Consider the following 22,601-nt stretch of genomic DNA (forward strand, 5'->3'; position numbering starts at 1 on the left):
GTCTACGTCAGAAAGACAGGAATCAGGGGCTATTAAAAATCAAAGTTAAGTTTCGGTCCTAAGGGTATAATTTGTGTTGGATTTATGTTCTTGTGACTAAAATAATAGTGTTGCTTGATATGTAAAAAGTTTACGGTGTCTCGCACTCCAGGATGATTGTAGAGTCTTTCTAAATAGGGCTGTATCCCTTGATAATCACTAATTCGCTGCTGATTGGTCTTGAAATGACTGTAATACACTGCATCAAAACGAATTAAGGTGGTAAAAAAGCGCCAATCAGCCTCAGTTACCTGTGGACCCAGTAAGTATTTTTGGTGACGTAGTCGTTCATCCAGTTCATCCAGTAAAAGAAATAATTGGATGTATGCCTCTTCATAGGCCTTTTGGGTTGTTGCAAATCCACAACGATAAACTCCATTGTTAATGGCATGATAAATTCGGTCATTCAATGCATCTATTTCCGTTCGAAGTGATTCTGGGTAAAAGTCCTGATTATCACCTGTCAAATGGTTAAACTCTTGATTGAATTGACGAATAATTTCTGCTGATTCATTACTAACGATTGTTTGTTCCTTTTTATCCCATAAAACAGGAACAGTAACTCGGCCAGTGTAATTTTGGTTTGCTTTCACATAAAGTTCATATAAATAGTTCAATCCATAAAGAGTATCTCCAGTAGCTCCCATTTCTTGTTTAAACGTCCATCCCTTTTCAAGCATGTGCGGATGCACTATGGAAACATCAATATAATCTTCAAGTTTTTTGAGTTTTCTGAAAATTAAAGTCCGGTGCGCCCATGGACAAGCAAGCGATACATATAAATGATAACGGTTTTTTTCAGCTGGAAAGCGAGAATTGGGCTCATTACTTATCCCCGAATGAAATTGGCTCGGTTCTCGTTTGAATGCCCCTCCTGTTTTAGACGTATCGTACCAGACATCATGCCACTGACCATCAATGAGAAGTCCCATGATTTTCCTTATAAGTCCTCAAAAGTATCTGTAAACAATTTATATCAGATAATCACTATACTTCACAAACTATGAATGGTCTAAAAACAGCAATAAAGAGTGGCGGGTAGGAAGTTGAATAATCAATTTCGTTCAACGGTCATAAAAAAAGAATAGCACAGAAGGATTCATTCTTATCCAGCAGGAAACTCCGCTGTTCTCATGCTATGATGCTTGACTCAAAAAATTTTTTTGATCCATTAATGAATAAACAAATAATATGCATTGGCGGCATAACCATTGATCGCAAATTAACATCCACCCATCAACTGCAATTAGGGACATCCAATCCCGTTTCATCCATTTCAAGCTTTGGTGGTGTTGCTCATAATGTTGCAAAAAATCTTTCATTATTGACTAACAATGTTCATATCTACGGCGTAGTAGGCCAAGATAATGATGGACTACACGCCATTGCCCATTTAAAAAGTATGGGCGTGGGAATCCAAAATATTCTTACTATTCATAATAAATCTACAGCTCACTATGATGTTATTCTCGATAAAGAAGGAGAATTAGTTCTTGCTTTAGCCGACATGGAAATTTTTGATCATGTTCCCTTCGATCAATTTACGTCTTCTTGGTGTGAATGGAATAATGAAGAGATTGTATTTCTGGATACTAATTTACCTCATGTTATTATTGAATATGCCATTCAAATAGCGCGCACCCAAAATATTAAGCTATGCATTGATCCGGTTTCTGTGAGCAAAGCCCGAAAATTACCGCCTTTATTAGAGAATATTTTTCTGTTGAAACCGGACCGTTTTGAGGCAGAAGCTTTAACACAAACTCATATTCATTCAGTGTCTGACTGCATCAAAGCAGGCCAGATATTGTTGGATAAAGGCGTTAGGAATTGCATTATCAGTTTGGGAAAATCAGGTTATGTGATTGTTAATGAAACCGTTAAAAAACATGTTCCAGCATTTTTTATTGATCCAATAGTCGATGTCAGTGGAGCAGGAGATGCTTTCATTGCAGGAATTCTTTATGAATTAAAAAAGAACACACCCATAATTGATGCCTGTCATACAGGGGCAGCAATGGCTGCTTTAACCGTGCAATCATGTCACACCGTCAATGAACAAATAAATTTTGAAGCATTAAAAAATATTCAACTAAACCATTCAGTACGAGAAATTCATCATGAACCAATTTTTTGATTACTCCCCCGAAGTAAAAGCAGCGCTTGAGCATAACAAACCGATACTGGCATTAGAATCCACAATTATTTCTCATGGCATGCCTTATCCTGATAATTATGAAACCGCACTAGCAGTGGAGCAAATTGTACGGGAACTGGATGTGACACCCGCAACCATTGCTGTGATTGATGGAACAATTAAAATTGGTTTAACAACAAATGAATTGCAGCAATTTGCAAACAATAAAGAGGCTTTGAAAGCAAGCCGACGCGATTTACCCTATATGTTAGCCAATCGGCACTCTGCAGGAACTACAGTCGCTGCAACCCTATTTTGTGCTGCTAAAGCAGGTCTTAAATTATTCGCTACTGGAGGAATTGGCGGGGTTCATCGAGGCGATGCACAAGATATTTCAGCAGATCTTATTGAAATATCCAGAACTCCCATTGCGGTAATTTGTGCAGGGGCCAAAGCCATACTCGACCTGCCGCGTACCTTAGAATTTTTAGAAATGATGAGTGTGCCTGTAGTAGGTTATCGCACGCAAGTACTGCCCGCGTTTTATACCGATGCAACCCATCATCCGTTATCAACCTGGGTTGAGGATGTATCAACCCTTGCAGATATATTAACAGCACATTGGGGTTTAGGCATGACATCAGGTGTCTTGGTCACCAACCCGATTCCTGCAGAATTTAATATTCCAGTTCAGATCATCGAACCTGTTATTATGAATGCCATACAAAAAGCGGAACAAAATAATATCACAGGAAAGGAATTAACTCCCTTTCTCTTAGCCGAAGTTGCCCAACTCACGCAAGGAAAAAGTTTGCTGGCCAACATTGCTTTAATTAAAAACAATGCACGCCTAGGGGCTGAACTAGCACGTATTATTTATTCCTGACTGTAACATAAGAATTGTAGCCTGGAGCACGACTTCAGGTTACTCGTTTAATTCATAGTACCTTTTACCATACATGCGCCAATGGTATTGCTAGTACTCTCTTTAGCCACTAGAAATCCTGTCTCGGATGAATAATTCATAGCTAGGGGATTACAAATCATGGCCCGGATTAATCTAGGCCCCATTCCAGGCATACCGGCATGCATAACTTTTTTATTATCAATAAGCAATACATCCCCTTTTTTCCACAAACAAGATGAATAATAACTTCGCATGAGTTGAGCGAGTTCTTTTATCTCTTTGTCGTTAAAACAACTCCCCACTTTTACTGTTTTCGCTGATAACCTTTTATTTTTTCTACTCGCTTTATAATTGGATAGTTTTGTGCGTACAATTTTATATGCATTTTGAGGTGAATTAAAAAAAGAAATACACACCATAGCGAGTAATTCTACTAAATTGAACATTGAGGTAGGTAAACGCCAAAAAAATCGATGCCAAAACCAAATCTTCCCTTTATAGTCGTTCATAAAACACTTTCTCAGTTCATAATTAAGTGTAGGCAGCTCAAACATATTGATTTGCAGGGCTTTTTCTTGAGTAAGAGGATGTTCCCAAACACTGGGCTTATACATCAAAACAAACTCATTTTCTCCATCGCCTTCAATTGGAAAATTGAATTTCTGGCATACTTTTTTTACCGCATCCTGAGAAATTTGATATCGTTCTGCAATTTCGGCAACCGACCATTTACAAACAAAAAAAGAATTATTTTCTAATTTTTGTTTTAGCTCATCTTGCAGATGGCTGTAAATTTTTTGCGTATTAATTAAACCGGTCTCCCCCCCTAACTCTGAGGGTTGGAAACAACAAAAACAAAGATAACTAGGAACATCAGCAGAATAATAATTTTCCGAATGGAAGCCCCCTAGATAGAGTGTTCCGCCCGTTTTATAGACGGAATTAGTATGTAGCACAAATTGCAGATTATCCACGCGATCGCGACCATTTTCAGACATAAATGCTTCACTAATACCGCGAAATTCTGGGATACTCAAAACAATCCTCTCGAACTCCTCATCAGTATTGATAGCAAAACCTCTTAAAAGAACTGCTCCATACTGAGCCATATCTGCAATAATTTGTTGCGAGTTAGATTTAAGGAACTGTTGCAAAAACTTTAGATCTGTTGCATCAGTTGCCTCAATAACCAGTGGCATTTCATATTCTTCGGATAATATGAGTCGCTCCTCTTGACGCAGAAATCGCGTCACCACTCCTTGGTATTTCGTGTACATATCCTTAAAACGTCCTTATAAAATCGCTCATAAAAACTATAACAAAAAAAATGCACGAAGATAAACCATCTTATTTAATTCATACGAAATCATTTGTTTCGAATAAAAATTAGTAAGCGCCCAATGGATACTCCCGCATTGCAAGAAAAATAAATACTATGTTTGAGTAGGTGTGGAGATTTTTATTGCCAATTTAAACTCTTGGTCTTCATAAAAAGCGGGCCAAGCTTGAATAAATTGCATCAAGTTTTTATTTGGGACAAGAGTCTTACCTCTTATGTTCTCCTGCGTCATTGGATCAGGGATTGGAAGTGTATTACTCACTGTTGGCAACCCAACTTGTTTCTTTTTTATCCATTGCTCAATGGATTTTTTCTCATAAGAATGTCCACTAGGACTTAACACAGGTTCGGTCATTGTTTCAGAAAATATAGGATCCTTAATATCTTCATCAATTTTTTGTAATTTGCTCCAATACTCTTCTGGCATTAAAATAGTTGCTGAAATGTAGTTGATAATGTTCTTTAGCTTAATATTGGGATAAAAATCTGCTCCTTCTTGCAGATAAGGATATTTTTCCAATAAATAGCTGCGCTCATAGCTAATTCCATCATCAACGCGTGTCACTGGATCTTTCATTACCTTCATCTGCCCTGTTTTTAATACTGAAATTGGACAACAAAGGGCCATGCTGATCCCTTCGGGCAAAAAAACTTCTGTTGATTGCACGGTGGATTTGGGTGACAAATCGATAATGTAAGTTGAATAACCTGTTAATTTTGATTGCTGTCCTGCCTTCGGGTTAATCCTATTTTCTATATAATATCCATTCTCGGCTAGAGTTTTTAATAACCCCGGAAGATGAGGCTTGGCCTTATCGGCCGTCATATCGATAAACCCCCCCACTGAATCCACTACTGCAAGAAAGATATCACTGCCAGGAATTGAATTATTTAAAATCCATCCGTGATAATTCGATAACATGTAACGCTGAGGCCCATTGAGTACCCATTGGGTTAACTCTTTATCCCAGCTAACCGATTGAACTGTAAGTAAGCCAGCCACTCGGCTATCGCGGATTAACCATAGCTTTTCGCTACTGTGTTGTAACTTAGCAATCTTTGAACAACCATCAGGCTGAATAAGTAACTGCTCCAGTTTAGTAAAGAGCATTCTGTCCGTTTCATCGGGTTCCATTTTACCGTAGATAAAAATATCCGCATCATTAATTTCTTCTATCTTAAGCTCCATTTTTTCTCCTTGTTATTCAGTAAAGGATAAATGTATCCTCGAATCAAAAACACGCTTTTAGCGCAATAGCACAGCTTTTTGATCAAAATTAAAAATTTAATAAGATAGACAAATAAAAATGGAAACTCATTCTCTGTCGTAAAGATAAAAGCGCTACTTATATTAACCCAGTTATTCCCCTAAATTACTTAGGGGAATTACATACAATCTACTTGTTAGAAAAAGTACTAGGTACTTGCGAAACAGACGCCTCTTCCTTCTCTGATGAATGATTCTTCTCTTGCCACCAGTAGTGGAGTTTTTGACAACCGTGAAGGGCAGCTTTATATAAATCGGGAAGTATAGATACAATAGCATCAAGAAAATCAGTAAAGCCACCTTTGTTGTAACCGTAAATGCAACGGCTAAATTCCGCACCTTTTTTACTGAGTGCAATCGTATCGTCTGTTTTAGAAAAGAATTGATTAGGATTGAAGCCTAATTTAAATCTTTTTTCATACTCATTTAATTCTTCAGCAAATTTACCCTCAATATCATCCGCAATGAGATGTTTTACTTGTTTTTCCGTAAGAACAGGATAAAGCACAGCCATCATATCACGTATCGATTCGTGGGTAGTCAAAAGACTGATACTGCTATTGCGTGTTTCCTCACCTTCACCCAGACTCCAATTGCATACACCTACTAAAAGAGCCAATGATTCTTGATATTCTTTATATGCAATAGCACGTTGTTGAATAAAATAAGCGGTAGCCCCCCAACCTATCCAACCTAAAAGGCCAACCACAGGCAGAAACGATAATGCAGTTGCAGCTACCCCAAAAACCACACTGCCTATGATTTTTTGATCGATATTCTTGAGTTGCGTGGATTTTTCTCTCACCAGCGCAGTACATCTCTTTAAAAATTCAACATGTTCACTATTTTTTATTCCGAAGTGTTGTCCTTCATTAATCGCAACACCGAGTTGGTTGCCATCAGCAGCATAAACTCCTTTTGCAATAGTAAAATAATTTTGGGACTGCGATTGAAGTTTACTGAGATCACTGCTGATCCCTAATTCCGTCATGGAGGTATATTCAAGTTTGTCTTTTAGTCCTAAGAGCGCAAATACTGATGACATTTTGTTCTACTCATAAATAAAAAAGGCATTCTAAATTTAATTTAGAACAATGACAATGAGTAAATGTACAAAATAAGACTTAAGTGCATAACTACCTGATTTATTATTTTTTATTGGGGAAGAGATCAATTTTCTTTCTAAAATTTTGACGAAATAGTCATCATTTGTTTAACAACAAGAAGACAATTTACACTTAGTTTTTTTTCGCAATTAATTGTTTAATATCGAGAGCTATTTCACGGATTGTTTTTTCTTTATGGATGTCATTACGAATATCAAGATCAAACTCATCCTCTAGATCGAAGAATAAATTAACTAAATCCAGGGAACGAGGAACAATTTGGTCAATCGACTGATCCAAATCAATATCTTCAGGTGGGATCTCTTGAGTTCTTGCAATTAAATTGATAACACGATGTTCTACTGTTTGCGCCATAAAAAATCCTTCTTTTATTCACTAATATATAATGTTCCTTCTATTTGAGTATACAGTCAGCTCTGGTTCAACTCCATTAATATTTATTATAAAGTCTCAACCCATATATCTTGGTAGTCTTAGTCATTTAAAAACCGAATTTCTTAAAGCACTGAGTCCCTAATGATTTCATCGCACTACATTGAATTATTGTTTTTGTCGCGGCGGCGTCGTTGGCAATTTGAATGACAAAGGACTTACCATTAGAACAAGCGATATTCCAATAGGCCGCATCATTCAGATCTACACCCTGATAAAAAGCTTCGGTAGGAATACATGGCTCGCCTGCTGAGTTGATAATCCCACTTAGAATTTGTGCTTTCTGCTCTGAGGTTCTACTTAATAAAATATTATTAGCAATGTTGGCATAATCGCAAGAAGAAACTACCAAGAGGAGCATCATCATAGACTTACTCATAAATGCATCCCTTAAAGTTGAATTGCAGCGCTTTAGCAAGATTTAGGTCTATATGATGTTATTGTAGAATATGTAATGGATTTCTCCATTTAATTCATAAATTGCTCATCAAATGGAAGAATTAACTAAGGTGTTCAGGAGAAAAAGCATCGTAACATTTTTTCTCCTGCAATCTGTGAATTCTAGCGTTCATCACAGACGGTGTAATATCCATGGCGAAAAGGATTACTGCGTGATCTAAACTTATAATCACGACAACGTTGTCCATGATCATCGGTATACCGTTTATCTAATCGAAATGAAAAATCACCAAAATTCATATCTTGTTGCCATTCTCGTTCTTGCCGTACCCTGTCTTCCTCATCCATTTGTTTTAAAAATTTACTAAGCTTACTGGTATGTCCAACTGAAACAAAAGAAGTAATGATTAGAAGTAAGATTATTTTTTTCATAACTAGACCCAAATGAATACAAACAGCTCGTTATTAAACCACAATTTATCTCAATAAACAAAAACTTATAAGGGCAAAGAAAGACGTTGTATACTATAAGGAACTAAAGAGCACTGAAAAATAAGGACTTTTAGATGCGAGCCCAGCCTTTTAAAATAACAATAATTTTTATTTTACTGAGTATGCTCCTTTATCTTTTGTTACTCTCTGTTATTCAATATCCTTTGACCACCTTATTTAAAATACTTCCCATTGCCATACTGATGGTATTTGTTGTTCAAACCAACCCTCCGAGACACCTCAAAATTTTATTACTTTGTGCCTTAGGCTTTTCCTTAATTGGTGATGTCTTTCTAACTCTTCCTACGAAGGTTGCATTGCAACTAGGAATCTTGATGTTTATGGGTGCACATTGCATGTACATTAGTATCTTTTTAATCAACATGCGATTTCAAAGAAAAAATTTGTTTTTCTTTTTACCCGTTTTAGTCTTTGTCCTAATAAGCTTTTACTTTTTATCCCCCTATTTAGGCGACTTAAAAAAACCAGTAGCCATTTATCTATGCCTGTTGACCTTCATGGTATTTTGCTCTTTTCAAGTGAAACAACCATCACTGTTGATACAGACTGGAGCTTGTCTTTTCTTATTGTCTGATTTTGTTTTGTCATTAAACTTATTTGTTCTATCGGATAACAAACTCACAACGATTTTGATTATGCTTCTCTATTATGCCGCCCAGTTTTTATTAGTAATAGGCATCACCAAGAGTTCAGAGTTAGTGGTTTTTGAGTTACGTGATATGGTACGCAGTTTAAAAAGGACCTAGGTCAAGAGATGCACTAACCCCGTAAAGGGTTCTTCAACGGTATCATCGTTGATATCTCCATACAAAGATTTGTTTTAATGTAGATCGGTTCTGAATGCCGCGAACCGGTCCCGGGACCTAGCGTGGGATAAATTGTTACATTCCCTAAAGGCTAAGTAACAAAATCATCCCAAGCCCAATATACTACTCAGTAATTACCCTATTTTTTTATAAGAGTCGTGGCCAATAAAACGAGCCCCAGGTCCTTCGTGAATAATGTCGGTAGCTTGTTTGCTGAGTATGGATAGGGTGTCAATGGCTTGCTGGTTTTTATCAAAATGGCCACTAACACTCAATATTGAGTCACACATCGGATAAACCACACTGAAGGATATAGCATTACCAACCATATAACCGGTAATAGGTCTTTTTTGATTAATTGCTTGTGGGCATGTTTTAGAAGCAACTGCTGTGGTGAAATAACCTTCAATTTTATGATCTGCTAAGATATTGAGTTCTAAAATTGATCCTCGTTCATTCTTATAAGCAATTGTTTTTTGCTCTGCATAAACAGACTGGGTCAATAAAGAAGAGACAGCGATTGTTAGACTACAAAAAAATTTATAATTCATCAGATACTCCTTTGTGATTTTGACTACTTAGTGACTTAATTCTGGGTTGGGGTGTAACATGTTACTATGCCTAGGTCAATAGCTGCCGTTCGTGGAATAAAGTCGGGAATCTGTCTCTAAATTGAGACCTTCCTTAAAAGATCAACTCTTTTTGACACATAGAATTCTTGAGCTTAATATACATAAATTAAATACCCCAAGATTGCATAGCTGCTAAAATTTGAGCAGTTCGTAATAAAGCTCAGGATGGGTTTGAAATGCAGAAACTGTTGCTCGTTGTTTTGACTCTCTTATTGCTCACAGCCTGTGAAAAAGAAAATAAGATATTTAGTGGATATATTGATACCGACCTGGTTTATTTGTCAGCTGATTTTGGCGGCCGGCTGACTGATTTAGCTGTATTAAGAGGACAGTTAGTCAAAACGAATCAATTTTTATTTAAGCTTGAGCAAACCAGCGAATTGTATAATGTCAAAATGAGTAAATTAACTAACAAAGATTTACTTGCTCAACGTCAACAAATTGTGACCCAACTCAATTACAATGAGATTAACTACCGTCGTACTTTGGAGATGCGCAAGCAAAATGCAGCAAGTCAAAATGATCTTGATGCAGCCAAAAGAGATCTAAACATTTCAAAAGAGCAACTTAATGATATTGATTTTAGAATCAAAAACAATCAAGTTGATACCGCCGATAAAAAATGGCAGATGACCCGCAAGGAAAACTTTGCACCTGATTCAGGAATTGTGTTTGATACATATTATACCCAAGGTGAGTTTGTCCAAGCAGGTGCGCCTGTGCTTTCCTTGATTATCAAAAATAATATTAAGGCTATATTTTTTGTTCCTGAAGAACGACTTGCTGAATTACGTCTTAATGAGCACGTTAAGATTAAGACTGACCACAATGAACATTTTGCGGAAGGACATATTTTCTTTATTTCAAATATTGCTGAATACACTCCCCCTATTATTTATTCCCGTGAGGAACGTCAACGTCTTGTGTTCCGAATCGAAGCAAAAATTGATAGCCCTGATCTTGAAAAAATTCATCTCGGGCAACCTGTTACCTTGGAATTAGCTTGATGAGTGATTTTGTAATTGATGTAAAACAATTAACAAAAAAATTCGATAAGAAAATCGCGGTCGATCATATTAATCTACAAGTAGAAAGAGGCTCCATATTTGGTTTTCTTGGCTCAAATGGTAGTGGCAAGACGACGACTATTCGAATGATCTGTGGTCTTTTAACACCTACCGATGGAGAAGGATGTTGTCTTGGATATGATATTAAAACTCAAAGCGATGAAATAAAAAAGCGTACCGGCTATATGCCTCAAAAATTCAGCTTTTACACGGGATTAACTGTTCATGAAAACCTTCGCTTTATTGCAGATATTTTTCAAATAAAAAATTCGGCTCAGACAATAGAAGAGATGATCCGCGAACTTGGGCTCGGAGACTATCAAAACGTAAAAGCAGGTAATTTATCGGGAGGATGGAAACAGCGCTTAGCCTTAGCATGCAGTTTATTGCATAAACCTCAATTATTATTCTTGGATGAACCGACAGCCGGTGTCGATCCCAAAGCGCGTAAAGAATTTTGGGATTATTTACATAAAATTTCCTCGCGAGATAACACCACTATTTTGGTAACGACCCATTATATGGATGAAGCGGAAAAGTGCACCGATCTGGCCTATATTAATTTAGGAAAATTATTATATACCGGCCGCACCAAAGATTTAATTCCACAATCAAAAGTCAAAACCTATGTCGTAGAAGTAAATCGGAAAGAACAAAATAAAGTAATGGAGCAATTACTTGCTTCGCAGCCAAAACTATTAGCATCCATTGTAAATAATGAATTGCGAATTTCATCCCGAGATCATAACTTATTAGACCAGGCCATTCAGGAAAACAATCATCTTTCATTTAAAGAGATCACACCATCTTTTGAAGAGGTTTTTATCGGATTAATGCGATGAACTATAAGGGTATATTACAAGGAATATCTCTAAAACGCCTCGGGGGTTTAATACGTAAAGAATTTATTCTTGTCACTCGCGATCGGGGCACTATTGCGATGCTCGTTATTTTACCGATTATGCTGTTAATTCTTTTTGGATTTGCAATTCAATTCGATCCAAAACATTTACCCACTACCATCATCAGTTATGATAATACCCCGTTAACGAGAAGCTATGTCAGCGCACTTGAGGCTTCAGGCTATTTTAAAGTAAAGAATGAACTATTAAATGAAGACAAGAAAAATCAAGATTTCGCGAATGGAAAAATAAGCCTCGCTTTTACTATCCCTCCCAATTTTACTCGGAAGTACATTCGCAAAGAAAATCCCCAATTATTGGTTGAAATCGATGGGAGCGATCCTGGAAGCAGCGCCAGTGCTCTTAGTAATGCGCTTCCCATATTGAATCAAACTCTGAATAGGTTCAATCAACAAGGTTTAGGCTCACCCTCTCCAAGCCATTTGGATAGAAGCGTCAATCTCAACATTCACCGGCTTTATAACGAATCAAACACCAGTTCTTATAATATTGTTCCTGGTTTAATTGGTGTGTTGCTTACCCTCACCATGGTAATGCTAACTTCAACCGCTATTACCTCAGAAAAAGAATCCGGCACGATGGAAATGCTCTTAAGTACTCCATTAAAACCTTTGGAGATCATTCTGGGTAAGGTTATCCCTTATATTGTTTTAGGATATTTACAACTCACTAGTATTCTCATTTTTGGTAAGTTATTAATTCATATTCCTACGGAAGGCAGCATTCTTTTGCTGTATATTGCTGTGGCGCCATTTATTATCGCCAGTTTAATGGTAGGAATGATATTTTCTACTCTCGCACACATGCCGATGCAAGCAATGCAACTGAGTGTCTTTTATCAATTACCCTCAATGTTTTTATCCGGTTATATTTTCTCGTTCTATGGTATGCCTACGTGGGCACAACTTATTGGATATTGTCTTCCCATGACCTACTTTGTCCGAATTACGCGTGGGATTTTACTGAAAGGCAATACACTCGTGCAAATTATCCCTAATATTTTACCTATTTTATTGATCGCTTTTATTCTGATTCTTTTAACAGGAAAAATATTTAGAACGAAGCTCGATTAATAAATTTATTGAATTGGCCAAATTATGAAACTAAAAATTATCTTGCTCAATCTATTTGCCCTGTTACTTGGAGGATGTTGTAAAAACTGCATTCTTCATGAAAAGGTAAGTTATCCTGAAAGTACCCGAAGTGGAATCAAATATCTCAATAACCACGCCGATTTAAGTCATTTTGCATGGTGGAAAAAACTGCACGATCCAGAGCTTAATCAGCTTATGGCCCAAGCCCTAGCCTGTAATGATTCGATTAGAAGTTCTTATGCGACAATTGAACAAGCAAAAGCACAACTTAAAGCGGCTCAATATGCCTGGATCCCAACTCTTGATGCCAGCGCTACCGGTTTTACTGGGGGAACGTGGAATACCCATATTACTCCCAGAGGCCAATTGACAAATAATCCTTTTTTTGGAAACCTCTCCAGCCTGAGGTTTAGGGGATACAACGCCGGGTTTGTTCCAGGATACACTTTAAATATCTTAAATAATATCAGCAACATTAAATCAGCAAAAGCTTCCCTTGCAATGGAAGAAGCTCAATCCCAGTCAATAAAATTAGGTATCATGAGCCAAATGAGCGGGGCATACTTTATGCTCTTGAGTCAACGAGAACAATTGGCAGTAGAGATCCGTCTGAGTACAGACTTAAAAAAACTACGTCAACTCGAACAAATACGATTCAAAAAAGGCGCCAGTACTATCGAGACAATTACTAATTTAGATCAACAAATTGCCCAAGAAGAAGCAAATATTCCCCAAATTGAAAATATCGTGGCACAAAGTGAGAATACGATTCGCCTCTTATTGAATCAAAACCCCGGTCCTATTGCTACTCATCGTAGTTTATTTTCTTTAAATGTTAATCAATTGATTCCTAAATCTTTACCCTCAGCAGTTTTAAAAAATCGTCCTGACATTATGATCGCCTTAAATAACTTAAAAATAGCACAAGCGCAAATTGGCGTGGCATATTCTGCATTTTTCCCAACAATTGCGCTCACAAGTTTAATTGGCGGAGCATCAGTTGATTTAACCCATCTTTTAAAATTGAGTACGAACATTTGGATTGCTGAAGCGGTTGCATCAACAAAAATTTTCAATGCCAGTTCCTATCAAAATATCAAATCAGCCAAAGCTGGATTCAAAGCCATTTATTATGATTACCTAGGAACCCTTCATTCAGCATTCGCAGATGTAGATGATGCGCTTACCAATCAGCAAAAGAACAATTTATCATACCTACAAACCTACAAAGGATATTTAGCAGCTAAAAAATCATTTGCTATTGCACAAGCCCAATATAAATCTGGAGCAAGGGATTATCGCAATGTAATTAATGCAAGAATAAATCTTGACCGCAGTAAATTAACTTTAATTCAAGAAAAAGCTCAATTACTCGATGGTATCGTACAAGTATATAACGCTGTTGCGGGCGGATATGATGCGGGGTAATTTATTAAATAAGTTTTCTGATTCAATCGATTGGAACCTCGGGAACTACATTGGTTTGAATCCCCAGGTTCCATTTCGTCCTTTTAAATCATGCTTTCTCATCCAGTGCTTTCTCAACAACTTTGATAAATCTTCCTGATTCTGGAGAAGTAGTTGAATAGAAATAATCAATAAGTTCTCCGTTACGGTTAATGAGATATTTATGAAAATTCCATTTTGGTGCGGTACCAAACCCTAATTTCTGTCGAGCCCAAAGATAAAAAGGATGCGCATCTTTTCCTGAAACTACTTCCTTGGCGGCCATCGGAAAAGTTACACCATAATTAACTTGGCAAAAACTAGCAATTTCTTCCTCAGTCCCCGGCTCTTGGCCACCAAAATCGTTTGAAGGAATTCCGAGTATAACTAAGCCCTTATCTTTATAGGTTTCATACAGTTTTTCTAAACGTGCGTATTGTGGGGTAAAACCACATTTTGACGCGGTATTTACTACAATCAACACCTTTCCCTTAAAAGAGGACAAAGGTAGTTTTTCATGTCCGCGTAATGTATGGAATGAATAATCATATGCATTATCATGATGTTGGGTATCAGCTGCTGATAAATTAGAAGTCATTGTAAACCATCCTAGTAGTATAAATGAGAGAAAATACATGATTATCCCGGTTATTATTAAATTCAAACTGAATCAGTTTTGGGACTAAAATCAATAATATACTATTGACCTTGTAAAGCAAGAATGGAAAAATCCGCAACTGTTTTTTCCTTAGATACACTAAGGACTATATGTTTGCAATCTAGCCCAAAGGAATAAGAGGTACGTTGTATGTTGTTTTACCCTAAACTCCATGAAGAGTTTTTTTCTGTAGCACCTGATTTCTCCAATTGTTTTCATTTAATTAATAAAGTTCATCACGAAGAATGTACTTATTTCATTGAGTCTTTATCCACTTTGGAAAAATTACTTGAAGAAAAGCGTTCAAAAAGGGAAGATCCTACTCTCCGTTTTTTAGTTGATATGGACGGACGTGTATGGTTCGCCAGGGAAACCAGACCCAATATAAATGCTCCTAAACATTTTCAAATGACTGGGAAACCCCAGAATAAAGCGCAATGCCAAACTGCTGGCAATATAAAATTTACCAACACCAAATGCACTACTTTAAAAAATATTAACCATCGAAGTGGTGACTTTCATCCCTCTTTTTATTCATTACGCATCTTTTTAGCTATTCTCATTTTGAATGAGGATGCGTTACCGTTTAAGTTACCCAGAATACTTGTTGTCAAAGAATTGGATAGTCATGGTGAGGTCATTTATAAGCACAGATGGCCTCTGTCAAAGATTAAAAAATGGGTGGAAACTTTTAATAATAAATCATTGATAATGCAATTAAAAAAACAGGGCGCCAAAACCAAGCAAGTGCATTACAAAGCAACCAATGAGTTTTGTTATGAACTTTGAATAGGTTCTTTAGGCTTGTGTTTTCAACTGCTTACAAATTTTTTCTTGCACTTCATGCATCTCGGCTTCGTTCTTATAATGAGTTCGCGGCCAGAAAAAACCTTTAAGTCCATCGTGTTTATTTCTAGGAACAATATGTATATGGAGATGAGGTATGCTTTGGCTGATTGTATTATTCATTGCAATGAAACTTCCTGCCGCATCCATTGCTTTCTCAACCGCAGTCCCCAGTTTTTGCGTGAGTAAAAAAAGAGGAGCGATCATAGGCTCAGGAACCTCATACATTGTTTTAATATGCATTTTAGGAGCTAACAGAGTATGGCCTGGAAAAAGAGGTCGAGAGTCCAAAAAGGCTATAAAATGCTTGTCTTCAAAAACAATAAACGATTTTTCTTTTTTTGCCACGATTAAATCAATAACACATTCACTTGTCATTTCATATCCTATTTATATCTTGGACAACGGATTAAAAAGCAACTCGATACGATGAAAACACTACTTGAAAAAACCATTATACTCTAGGAATAACGTCTCTTTTAGATTAAAAAATTCTCCTCGGTATTTGTTTTTTCTTTTCTAGGTAATTTCCGTGCCATACTTTATTATCTAATCTTTTATTAGATGAGTCGGAGTAAAATATTATGAAAAAATATTCTCTTCTTCTGTTCTTAGTACTTTCTATGTTTCAATACAATAGTGCTTATTCTCTCACCTTAAAAAGCCCAGACATTAAAATGAATTCACTAATTCCAGATTCTTATACGTGTACTGGAGCAGATCAATCCCCTCCTTTAACGTGGAGTAATATTCCCCCTAAAACACAATCGTTTGCCTTGATTGTAGACGATCCCGATTCTCCTGATGGCGTCTGGACGCATTGGATTTTGTTTAATATACCTTCCGACGTGCACCAATTAGATGCAGGAAGCCCAGTACCTACAGGAGCCGCAAATGCAAAAAACAGTTGGGATGGGTTAGGATATCGAGGCCCTTGCCCCCCTTTTGGAATTGCTCATAGTTATCATTTTAAATTATATGCTTTAGATACCGTCTTAAATTTAGGTGATGGTACAACGCGAGATTTAGTTTTGAATGCCATGACTGGACATGTTATCGGCGAAGCTGATTTAATCGGACTGTATCAAAGATTTAAACAATAAACCTGTTTTGTATGTTCCAGATATAGCCTGGTCGCAGCGGGTGGGGTCCGAGTTTCGCTTCGCTGCACCCTGGCTCCTATTGCTATTCTTCTCTTTTTTGACAAAAATAAATTCAGAATAGATAATTAATAATCAATTTAAAAATCATTTCACTAGTTTTTGGAGATCCTGACATGCATGCTGAGCTTTTTTATACAATCAATCGTGTCAACTCCATTCCGCTTTATTTAATTTCTCCAAAGCAATTCCAAGAACAAAATACGACATTAAGCCCTAAAGAACGTAATTATTTTGTTCAAACTCATTTTAATGGTGCAATTGGTGAATATTGCTTATTTCACGATACCGAGGGTTTATTAGAGAAAGTCTATGTAGGAACTGGTAATGAATCTCAGATATTAGCAATGGCTCATGCTGCTCTATTATTGCCAGCAAACCATTACCAACTGCAAGAACCTTGCTCTCAGGAAGCCGCCTTATATTGGGCTTTAGCGCAATACCGTTTTGAGCGATACAAAAAAGATTTTCCTTCTCCTAGGGTCTTAGTCATTGAGGAAGAAATATTCTCAAATTTGATCGATTCAGTCCAAGCCCATTTTTTGGTACGTCATCTAATCAATCAGCCCGCGAGTGAAATGGGGCCTAAAGAAATGGCAAATACAGTTGAAGCTTTAGCCGCAGAACATAACGCACAGTTCAAACAATGGATTGGCGATGAATTGTTGCAGGCAAATTTTCCTGCCATTCATGCTGTGGGCCGTGCCTCCCAATCAGAGCCACGCCTGCTTTCCTTAATCTGGGGTGATGAAAAAAATCCTCGGATTACCTTAGTGGGCAAAGGGGTTTGTTTTGATACGGGGGGATTGAATCTTAAATCCTCCTACGGGATGCGAATAATGAAAAAAGACATGGGTGGTGCGGCCCATGCGATAGGTCTTGCTCACTGGATTATGAAAAAGAACTTACCTATTCGTTTACATTTACTTATTCCCGCCGTAGAAAATGCTATTGGACCCCGTTCTTTTAGGCCTGGTGATGTTCTAACTATGCGTAATGGTTTAACTGTAGAAATTGATAATACAGATGCGGAAGGACGTCTGATTTTAGCCGATGTTTTTGTAAGGGCTTGTGAAGAAGAACCTGAATTATTGATTGACTTTGCTACCTTGTCCTCAGCAGCTCGTGTTTCTGTAGGAACGGAAATAGCAGCATTTTTTACTAATGATGATTTTTTAGCATCAGGTCTCATCGAGGCCTCACATAAAGCAGTTGATCCTGTATGGAGACTCCCTTTATTTGAACCTTATGAAAAATTTTTGCGCTCATCTGTTGCTGATATGAGCAATTGCACTGACTATCCCTATGGGGGAGCGATTATTGCGGCATTATTTCTACAACGATACATTACTAAACACACCCCTTGGATACATTTTGACATTATGGCATGGAGTGAGCAAAGTAAACCCGGGAAACCCGAAGGCGGGGAAGCCATGGGATTACGTGCAATCATGGAGTATTTGTTGCGTGTTTATGGTTGAGATGAACGAAGCCAGAAAACCGTCTAAGCGGAGGCTAATCTGAACTCTGCTAATGGATAGTAATTTTGCCTACCTTTATCGGCTTTGCTTTCTATAAGATGAATTTTATTAACAATGATTGCAGGGATAGTTGGTTTCTTTATAGTCTCCAATAGTTCATAGGGCACTCCTCTTCGAATTAATCTTCCCATTGTCATGTGCCCACGAAATGGGCGTTTTTCAATTGGAATATTTAAAGCAGTTAGGGCGCTCCCAATTGTATCGGCCAATATCGCTAAAGTTACTTGAGGTTGAACGGATAGCGAAAGAATCTTAGGATGTCGTAAGGTGGGAAACCATTCAAAAGGACCGAATTCGAGTCGAAATGCGGGTAGGGTTTTTATTGCACTGCGCGCGCTTTCAACCACAGCCATCAACTTCTCTTGTGGTAAGTTTCCGAGAAACTGTAATGTGATGTGCATTTTTTCTATAGGTATCCAGCGAATGTATTCAGAGGACATGATGGGTTGTAATGTCTTTAAGCTATCAGAAAGAGGAACTTGCGTTTCCTTTGGGAGAAGAATGGCAAAAAACGTTCGTAAGGTATCCATCATTTCCTCATAAATTCGAACTATCGATTATAATAGTATCGCTCAAATAAAACGGGTTGTCCTATAAACCAGACACCTCATTGTTTAAAAATAACGTATTTATTAAATAGATAAATTTTAATCAAGGTGATAGCATTGGGACTTTTTGTTTGAACGTGAATGAAATACCGTCCCGATATTGATGGACTTAGAGCCATTGCGATTATATTGGTTTTAATTTATCACGCAGGACTCTCTTTTTTTCCTTCCGGATTTATAGGAGTCGATGTATTTTTTGTCATCTCCGGTTTTCTCATTACGCGGATTATTCATGAATCCCTCCAAAATAATTCCTTTTCATTTTTAGATTTTTATAATCGGAGACTCTGGCGGTTACAACCTGTTTTTATTTGTTTGCTTTTTTTGGCAACCACCTCGACTTTGTTGTTTTTTTTACCTGATGATTTAATGCAATACAGCAGAAGTGCTCGCAAAACGTCTTTATTTTTGTCCAATTTATTCTTTGATAAAACGACAACGGGTTATTTTTCACCGGATACGCATCAACTTCCTTTATTGCATACCTGGTCTCTTTCAATAGAATGGCAATGCTATTTACTTTTACCTCTCTTTATCTATTGTTTATATCGTTTCTCCCCTAAGAGATATTTGCTTCCTATTCTAATTGGGTTGACCTTTTTTACTTTATTAGTATCTTTATACAATGCCCGAACATTCCCTGCACATACGTATTACTTGCTCTCCAGTAGAGTCTTTGAATTCTTAACCGGCTCTTGTGTTGCATTTATTCCGATGACAGTCGGCTCTATCAATAAATATCTTTTAAACCTTATTGGCGGTTTGGCATTTATAACCTTGATCTATATTGCTCGACTTAATCCCGAGTTAGCAGGATATCCGGATGTAGATGCATTTGTTGTTTGTAGTGCAACTGGACTCCTTATTGCCTTAGGAACGTGTTCTCCTAAAAACCTTTTGAGCCAAATACTTTCGAGCAAACCTCTAGTATTTATTGGTCTGTTGTCTTATTCACTCTATATTTGGCATTGGGTTGTGTTCTCAGTGCTAAGATATCAAAGCATTATAGAAACCCCTCGTGTTTTGTGCGCTGCTTTTGGGCTTATTTTTGTTTTAGCCTATCTCTCTTGGCATTTTATTGAAAAACCTTCTAAACGCTGGAAGAACATGCCATTTCGTTATACCGTTGTGCTTCTATTATTAGTCCCCATACTGCTGGTTCACCTGACTGACTACGTAATAAAAAAAAACCATGGGTTTCCACAGCGGTTTGACGGCGAACTATTAGCCGTATATCAACAATTAGATCAATACAGCAGTCAACTGAGGGATTTGTGTATTACCGACCACAAGCATGAAATTAATATGCAATGCCTCGCTGGCTCAAAGAAATTGAATAGTAAGCGTGCCTTGATGATCGGGGATTCCTTTTCCAATCATTATTGGGGCTTTATCGATGTATTAGGACAAGCAGCAAATGTCTCCATTTTAATGCAAACTGTATCCTCTTGCTTAACCTTACCTGATATTTATCTCTATGATTGGTGGCACTTTAAAAAGCAAGTTTATACCCTCTGCCATGAACTTACCCAAAAATATTATCAGATGATCCAAAGTAACCATTATGATTATGTCATCATTGGACAATTATGGGCTGATTATTTGTCAGAAAACATCATAAATAACGTGGATGATCAACGCTCTTTACCCTTGACCCAAAAAAGATTGGAAGAAGCCTTGGATAAAGCACTCTCAATCATCACCCAATCTGGAGCAAAGCCCGTATTGATGCACTCCACCGCTTTAATGCAAAATAATTTTCATGATTGCTTTTTTAAGCATATTAAATTAAGAACATCCTACACCCCCCATGAATGTGATTTTACTTTTAATGAGGATCAGTGGTTTAAACAACTATTTATCATAATGAAAAATAAATATCCTCAATTGATTATAATAGATCCAAAGGAGGTACAATGTGAGCAAAATATTTGTAAAGCGGAAATCAATGGTATCCCGGTATATCGGGATGTAGGCCATATTACAGATTATGCTTCCTATCAATTTGGTATGCTTTATTTACAAAAATTTCCTAAACCTTTGGGATAATTTATTCTCTGCGACGTTGTGAAATCTTGTCGTTATAATTTAAGATTGAAGTTCTTCTTCGCATCAGAAATGTTGTTCTATTCTTTGATAGTACATAAATATGATGTCTTGTTATAACTGCGAGTTATTATGGATACTACGACTACACACTCTTCTGATATCCTTTTGGAGATTGCCAACCACAAGGATTTAAAGGGCGAATTAACCTATCAAGAAATTTTACAAATTCTAGGAGAGCGTGCGTTTGGCATTGTGTTGTTGTTTTTTGCTTTACCCAGTGCTTTACCTTTCTCTACAATCCCCGGCGTTTCGGTGGTATTTAGCGTACCAATAGCACTTTTTGCCTGCCAAATGGTATTTGCCAGAAAGACATTGTGGTTACCCCAAGTTATAGCCAAACGTACGATTCATCAAAAAACTATTTCTAAAGTGATTTATGCCACCGTACCTTATTTGACTAAAATCGAATACTTTTTGAAACCACGCTGGGAATTCATGACTTCTCGGTGTATGGAAATAATCAATGGAATACTTATTTTTTGTTTAGCCATTTTTTTAATGCTACCTATCCCATTGAGTAACTTTATCTTTGCGGCACTTCTTATTATTTTTAGTTTGGGATTAATAGAACGTGACGGTGTACTCCTTGTTTTAGGGTATATTGGGATTCTTTTTTATGCCAGCTTCGTCTATCTTTTTATCGAAACAATCATAAAACATTTATTTCATTAGATAGCACATCTTTGTTGATGATCTTAATGGATTGATTAATTATTCTCTCCAGTTTAAACATCCCCTACTTCATAAATATTCTAAAAATTGAGTGAAGTCCGAGTAATATGACTACTACTCCTGCCAACAACATGATGATTCTGGGTTGAATATAACGAACGAGGTAAGCGGCAAAAGGGGAAGCAATTGCGCCCCCAACAATCAATCCTATAATTATTAACCAATGAGTGATCCCAATTGTGAAAAAGAAGGTAGCAGAAGTAGTAAGAGTAATTAAAAATTCAGTTAAATTAACTGAACCTATAGTGTAATGAGGCGTCGTGCCTTGCACCAGTAATGTGGAATTAACTATGGATCCCCACCCACCGCCCCCTGTGGCATCAAAGAAACCACCAAAAAATCCAAGAGGAATTAACCCGCGGGCATGATTTGAAGGCAATGCACGCCGGGTAACTCGTTTTACCATAAAATTTTTTATGAGCTTGATGATTTTACCACCTTGGCAGGCTCGGTATAAGATAAATACGCCCGTGATGACTAGATAAACTGCAATAAAAGGCCTTGTCACCTTTTCTGAAACTTTTGTTAAAACATAAGCACCCAGGATACTCCCTAAAACACCGGGGATAGCTAAACGTCTAAATAAAGCATAATCAATGTTTTTAAACATTGCATGGGAAAAACCTGAAATACCTGTTGTAACAATCTCAGAGGTATGCACTGTAGCACTTGCTACCGCAGGGGAAATACCATAAGTGACTAATACCCCGGTAATAATCACACCATAAGCCATACCCATTGCACCATCAACTATTTGTGCAATAACGCCAACCAGTACGAAAATAAAGAATTGCTCCATGAATATCCTTTGATTGTTAA

Annotated in this window: 24 protein-coding genes; 12 read left to right on the forward strand and 12 right to left on the reverse strand. The window is 37.2% G+C overall.

Going from position 1 to position 22,601, the window contains the following annotated elements; all coding sequences use genetic code 11:
* Positions 1 to 32: 32 nt before the first annotated feature.
* On the reverse strand, positions 33 to 971 hold the full coding sequence (locus ACWTE2_RS05190) for a glutathione S-transferase family protein (RefSeq protein WP_454784459.1): 939 nt from the start codon (positions 969 to 971) through the stop codon (positions 33 to 35).
* Positions 972 to 1,213: 242 nt separating this feature from the next.
* On the opposite strand from ACWTE2_RS05190, the gene ACWTE2_RS05195 reads away from it, so the two are divergent.
* Both ACWTE2_RS05195 and ACWTE2_RS05200 read left to right on the forward strand, forming a co-directional pair.
* A complete protein-coding gene (locus ACWTE2_RS05195) occupies positions 1,214 to 2,176 on the forward strand; it encodes a carbohydrate kinase family protein (RefSeq protein ID WP_454784460.1) in 963 nt (320 codons plus the stop codon).
* Positions 2,160 to 3,062, forward strand: coding sequence for a pseudouridine-5'-phosphate glycosidase (locus ACWTE2_RS05200; RefSeq protein WP_454784461.1), 903 nt, complete (start codon positions 2,160 to 2,162; stop codon positions 3,060 to 3,062). The genes ACWTE2_RS05195 and ACWTE2_RS05200 overlap by 17 nt, the downstream gene beginning before the upstream one ends.
* Positions 3,063 to 3,109: 47 nt before the next feature.
* Here ACWTE2_RS05200 and ACWTE2_RS05205 read toward each other — a convergent pair whose 3' ends face one another.
* The 6 genes from ACWTE2_RS05205 to ACWTE2_RS05230 all read right to left on the reverse strand — a co-directional run bounded on the left by ACWTE2_RS05205 (position 3,110) and on the right by ACWTE2_RS05230 (position 8,079).
* The gene (locus ACWTE2_RS05205) at positions 3,110 to 4,360 is read right to left on the reverse strand and encodes a TauD/TfdA family dioxygenase (RefSeq protein ID WP_454784462.1); all 1,251 of its coding nucleotides are present in this window, start codon (positions 4,358 to 4,360) and stop codon (positions 3,110 to 3,112) included.
* Positions 4,361 to 4,516: 156 nt separating this feature from the next.
* Positions 4,517 to 5,611, reverse strand: a complete 1,095-nt coding sequence (locus ACWTE2_RS05210) for a U-box domain-containing protein (protein ID WP_454784463.1) — start codon at positions 5,609 to 5,611, stop codon at positions 4,517 to 4,519.
* Positions 5,612 to 5,819: 208 nt separating this feature from the next.
* A complete protein-coding gene (locus ACWTE2_RS05215) occupies positions 5,820 to 6,734 on the reverse strand; it encodes a hypothetical protein (RefSeq protein WP_182391696.1) in 915 nt (304 codons plus the stop codon).
* Positions 6,735 to 6,927: 193 nt separating this feature from the next.
* Complete coding sequence (locus ACWTE2_RS05220) at positions 6,928 to 7,170, reverse strand: acyl carrier protein (protein WP_454784464.1); 243 nt, start codon at positions 7,168 to 7,170, stop codon at positions 6,928 to 6,930.
* A gap of 127 nt (positions 7,171 to 7,297) precedes the next feature.
* The gene (locus ACWTE2_RS05225) at positions 7,298 to 7,627 is read right to left on the reverse strand and encodes a hypothetical protein (protein ID WP_182391698.1); all 330 of its coding nucleotides are present in this window, start codon (positions 7,625 to 7,627) and stop codon (positions 7,298 to 7,300) included.
* Between the two features lie 182 nt (positions 7,628 to 7,809).
* Entirely contained in the window at positions 7,810 to 8,079 is a 270-nt protein-coding gene (locus tag ACWTE2_RS05230; protein ID WP_454784465.1) for a hypothetical protein, read from the reverse strand.
* A 134-nt stretch (positions 8,080 to 8,213) separates the two neighbouring features.
* Here ACWTE2_RS05230 and ACWTE2_RS05235 point away from each other — a divergent pair, with 134 nt between their 5' ends.
* Entirely contained in the window at positions 8,214 to 8,906 is a 693-nt protein-coding gene (locus ACWTE2_RS05235; RefSeq protein WP_454784466.1) for a lysoplasmalogenase, read from the forward strand.
* 194 nt (positions 8,907 to 9,100) lie between these two features.
* Here the strand turns inward: ACWTE2_RS05235 and ACWTE2_RS05240 are convergent, their stop codons facing one another.
* Positions 9,101 to 9,517 (reverse strand): avidin/streptavidin family protein, encoded by a 417-nt coding sequence (locus ACWTE2_RS05240; RefSeq protein WP_454784467.1) that lies wholly within the window; start codon positions 9,515 to 9,517, stop codon positions 9,101 to 9,103.
* 257 nt (positions 9,518 to 9,774) lie between these two features.
* On the opposite strand from ACWTE2_RS05240, the gene ACWTE2_RS05245 reads away from it, so the two are divergent.
* The 4 genes from ACWTE2_RS05245 to ACWTE2_RS05260 are packed head-to-tail and all read left to right on the forward strand — an operon-like array spanning position 9,775 to position 14,110.
* The gene (locus ACWTE2_RS05245) at positions 9,775 to 10,605 is read left to right on the forward strand and encodes an HlyD family secretion protein (RefSeq protein WP_454784468.1); all 831 of its coding nucleotides are present in this window, start codon (positions 9,775 to 9,777) and stop codon (positions 10,603 to 10,605) included.
* Positions 10,605 to 11,507: an ABC transporter ATP-binding protein gene (locus tag ACWTE2_RS05250; protein ID WP_454784469.1), complete on the forward strand. Its 903-nt coding sequence runs from the start codon at positions 10,605 to 10,607 to the stop codon at positions 11,505 to 11,507. The genes ACWTE2_RS05245 and ACWTE2_RS05250 overlap by 1 nt, the downstream gene beginning before the upstream one ends.
* The gene (locus ACWTE2_RS05255) at positions 11,504 to 12,661 is read left to right on the forward strand and encodes an ABC transporter permease (RefSeq protein WP_454784470.1); all 1,158 of its coding nucleotides are present in this window, start codon (positions 11,504 to 11,506) and stop codon (positions 12,659 to 12,661) included. The genes ACWTE2_RS05250 and ACWTE2_RS05255 overlap by 4 nt, the downstream gene beginning before the upstream one ends.
* Before the next feature lie 24 nt (positions 12,662 to 12,685).
* Entirely contained in the window at positions 12,686 to 14,110 is a 1,425-nt protein-coding gene (locus tag ACWTE2_RS05260) for a TolC family protein (protein ID WP_454784471.1), read from the forward strand.
* An 88-nt stretch (positions 14,111 to 14,198) separates the two neighbouring features.
* On the opposite strand, the gene ACWTE2_RS05265 is transcribed toward ACWTE2_RS05260, so the two are convergent.
* Positions 14,199 to 14,726 (reverse strand): glutathione peroxidase, encoded by a 528-nt coding sequence (locus ACWTE2_RS05265; RefSeq protein WP_454784472.1) that lies wholly within the window; start codon positions 14,724 to 14,726, stop codon positions 14,199 to 14,201.
* 210 nt (positions 14,727 to 14,936) lie between these two features.
* Between ACWTE2_RS05265 and ACWTE2_RS05270 the strand changes: the two genes are divergently transcribed.
* On the forward strand, positions 14,937 to 15,575 hold the full coding sequence (locus tag ACWTE2_RS05270) for a hypothetical protein (protein WP_454784473.1): 639 nt from the start codon (positions 14,937 to 14,939) through the stop codon (positions 15,573 to 15,575).
* 9 nt (positions 15,576 to 15,584) lie between these two features.
* Here the strand turns inward: ACWTE2_RS05270 and ACWTE2_RS05275 are convergent, their stop codons facing one another.
* On the reverse strand, positions 15,585 to 16,010 hold the full coding sequence (locus ACWTE2_RS05275; RefSeq protein ID WP_454784474.1) for an HIT family protein: 426 nt from the start codon (positions 16,008 to 16,010) through the stop codon (positions 15,585 to 15,587).
* 206 nt (positions 16,011 to 16,216) lie between these two features.
* On the opposite strand from ACWTE2_RS05275, the gene ACWTE2_RS05280 reads away from it, so the two are divergent.
* Both ACWTE2_RS05280 and ACWTE2_RS05285 read left to right on the forward strand, forming a co-directional pair.
* Positions 16,217 to 16,735, forward strand: coding sequence for a YbhB/YbcL family Raf kinase inhibitor-like protein (locus ACWTE2_RS05280; protein WP_454784475.1), 519 nt, complete (start codon positions 16,217 to 16,219; stop codon positions 16,733 to 16,735).
* A gap of 173 nt (positions 16,736 to 16,908) precedes the next feature.
* The gene (locus ACWTE2_RS05285; protein ID WP_454784476.1) at positions 16,909 to 18,273 is read left to right on the forward strand and encodes a leucyl aminopeptidase family protein; all 1,365 of its coding nucleotides are present in this window, start codon (positions 16,909 to 16,911) and stop codon (positions 18,271 to 18,273) included.
* Positions 18,274 to 18,296: 23 nt separating this feature from the next.
* Here the strand turns inward: ACWTE2_RS05285 and thpR are convergent, their stop codons facing one another.
* Positions 18,297 to 18,866, reverse strand: coding sequence for an RNA 2',3'-cyclic phosphodiesterase (gene thpR, locus ACWTE2_RS05290; RefSeq protein ID WP_454784477.1), 570 nt, complete (start codon positions 18,864 to 18,866; stop codon positions 18,297 to 18,299).
* Between the two features lie 156 nt (positions 18,867 to 19,022).
* On the opposite strand from thpR, the gene ACWTE2_RS05295 reads away from it, so the two are divergent.
* Positions 19,023 to 20,990 carry an acyltransferase family protein gene (locus ACWTE2_RS05295; RefSeq protein ID WP_454784478.1) on the forward strand — a complete coding sequence of 656 codons (1,968 nt, stop codon included), beginning with the start codon at positions 19,023 to 19,025 and terminating at the stop codon, positions 20,988 to 20,990.
* Between the two features lie 129 nt (positions 20,991 to 21,119).
* On the forward strand, positions 21,120 to 21,722 hold the full coding sequence (locus ACWTE2_RS05300) for an exopolysaccharide biosynthesis protein (protein ID WP_454784479.1): 603 nt from the start codon (positions 21,120 to 21,122) through the stop codon (positions 21,720 to 21,722).
* A gap of 64 nt (positions 21,723 to 21,786) precedes the next feature.
* Here the strand turns inward: ACWTE2_RS05300 and ACWTE2_RS05305 are convergent, their stop codons facing one another.
* Positions 21,787 to 22,581, reverse strand: a complete 795-nt coding sequence (locus tag ACWTE2_RS05305; protein WP_454784480.1) for a sulfite exporter TauE/SafE family protein — start codon at positions 22,579 to 22,581, stop codon at positions 21,787 to 21,789.
* Between the last annotated feature and the right edge of the window lie 20 nt (positions 22,582 to 22,601).

The organism is Legionella nigrisilvae, assembly GCF_977063395.2.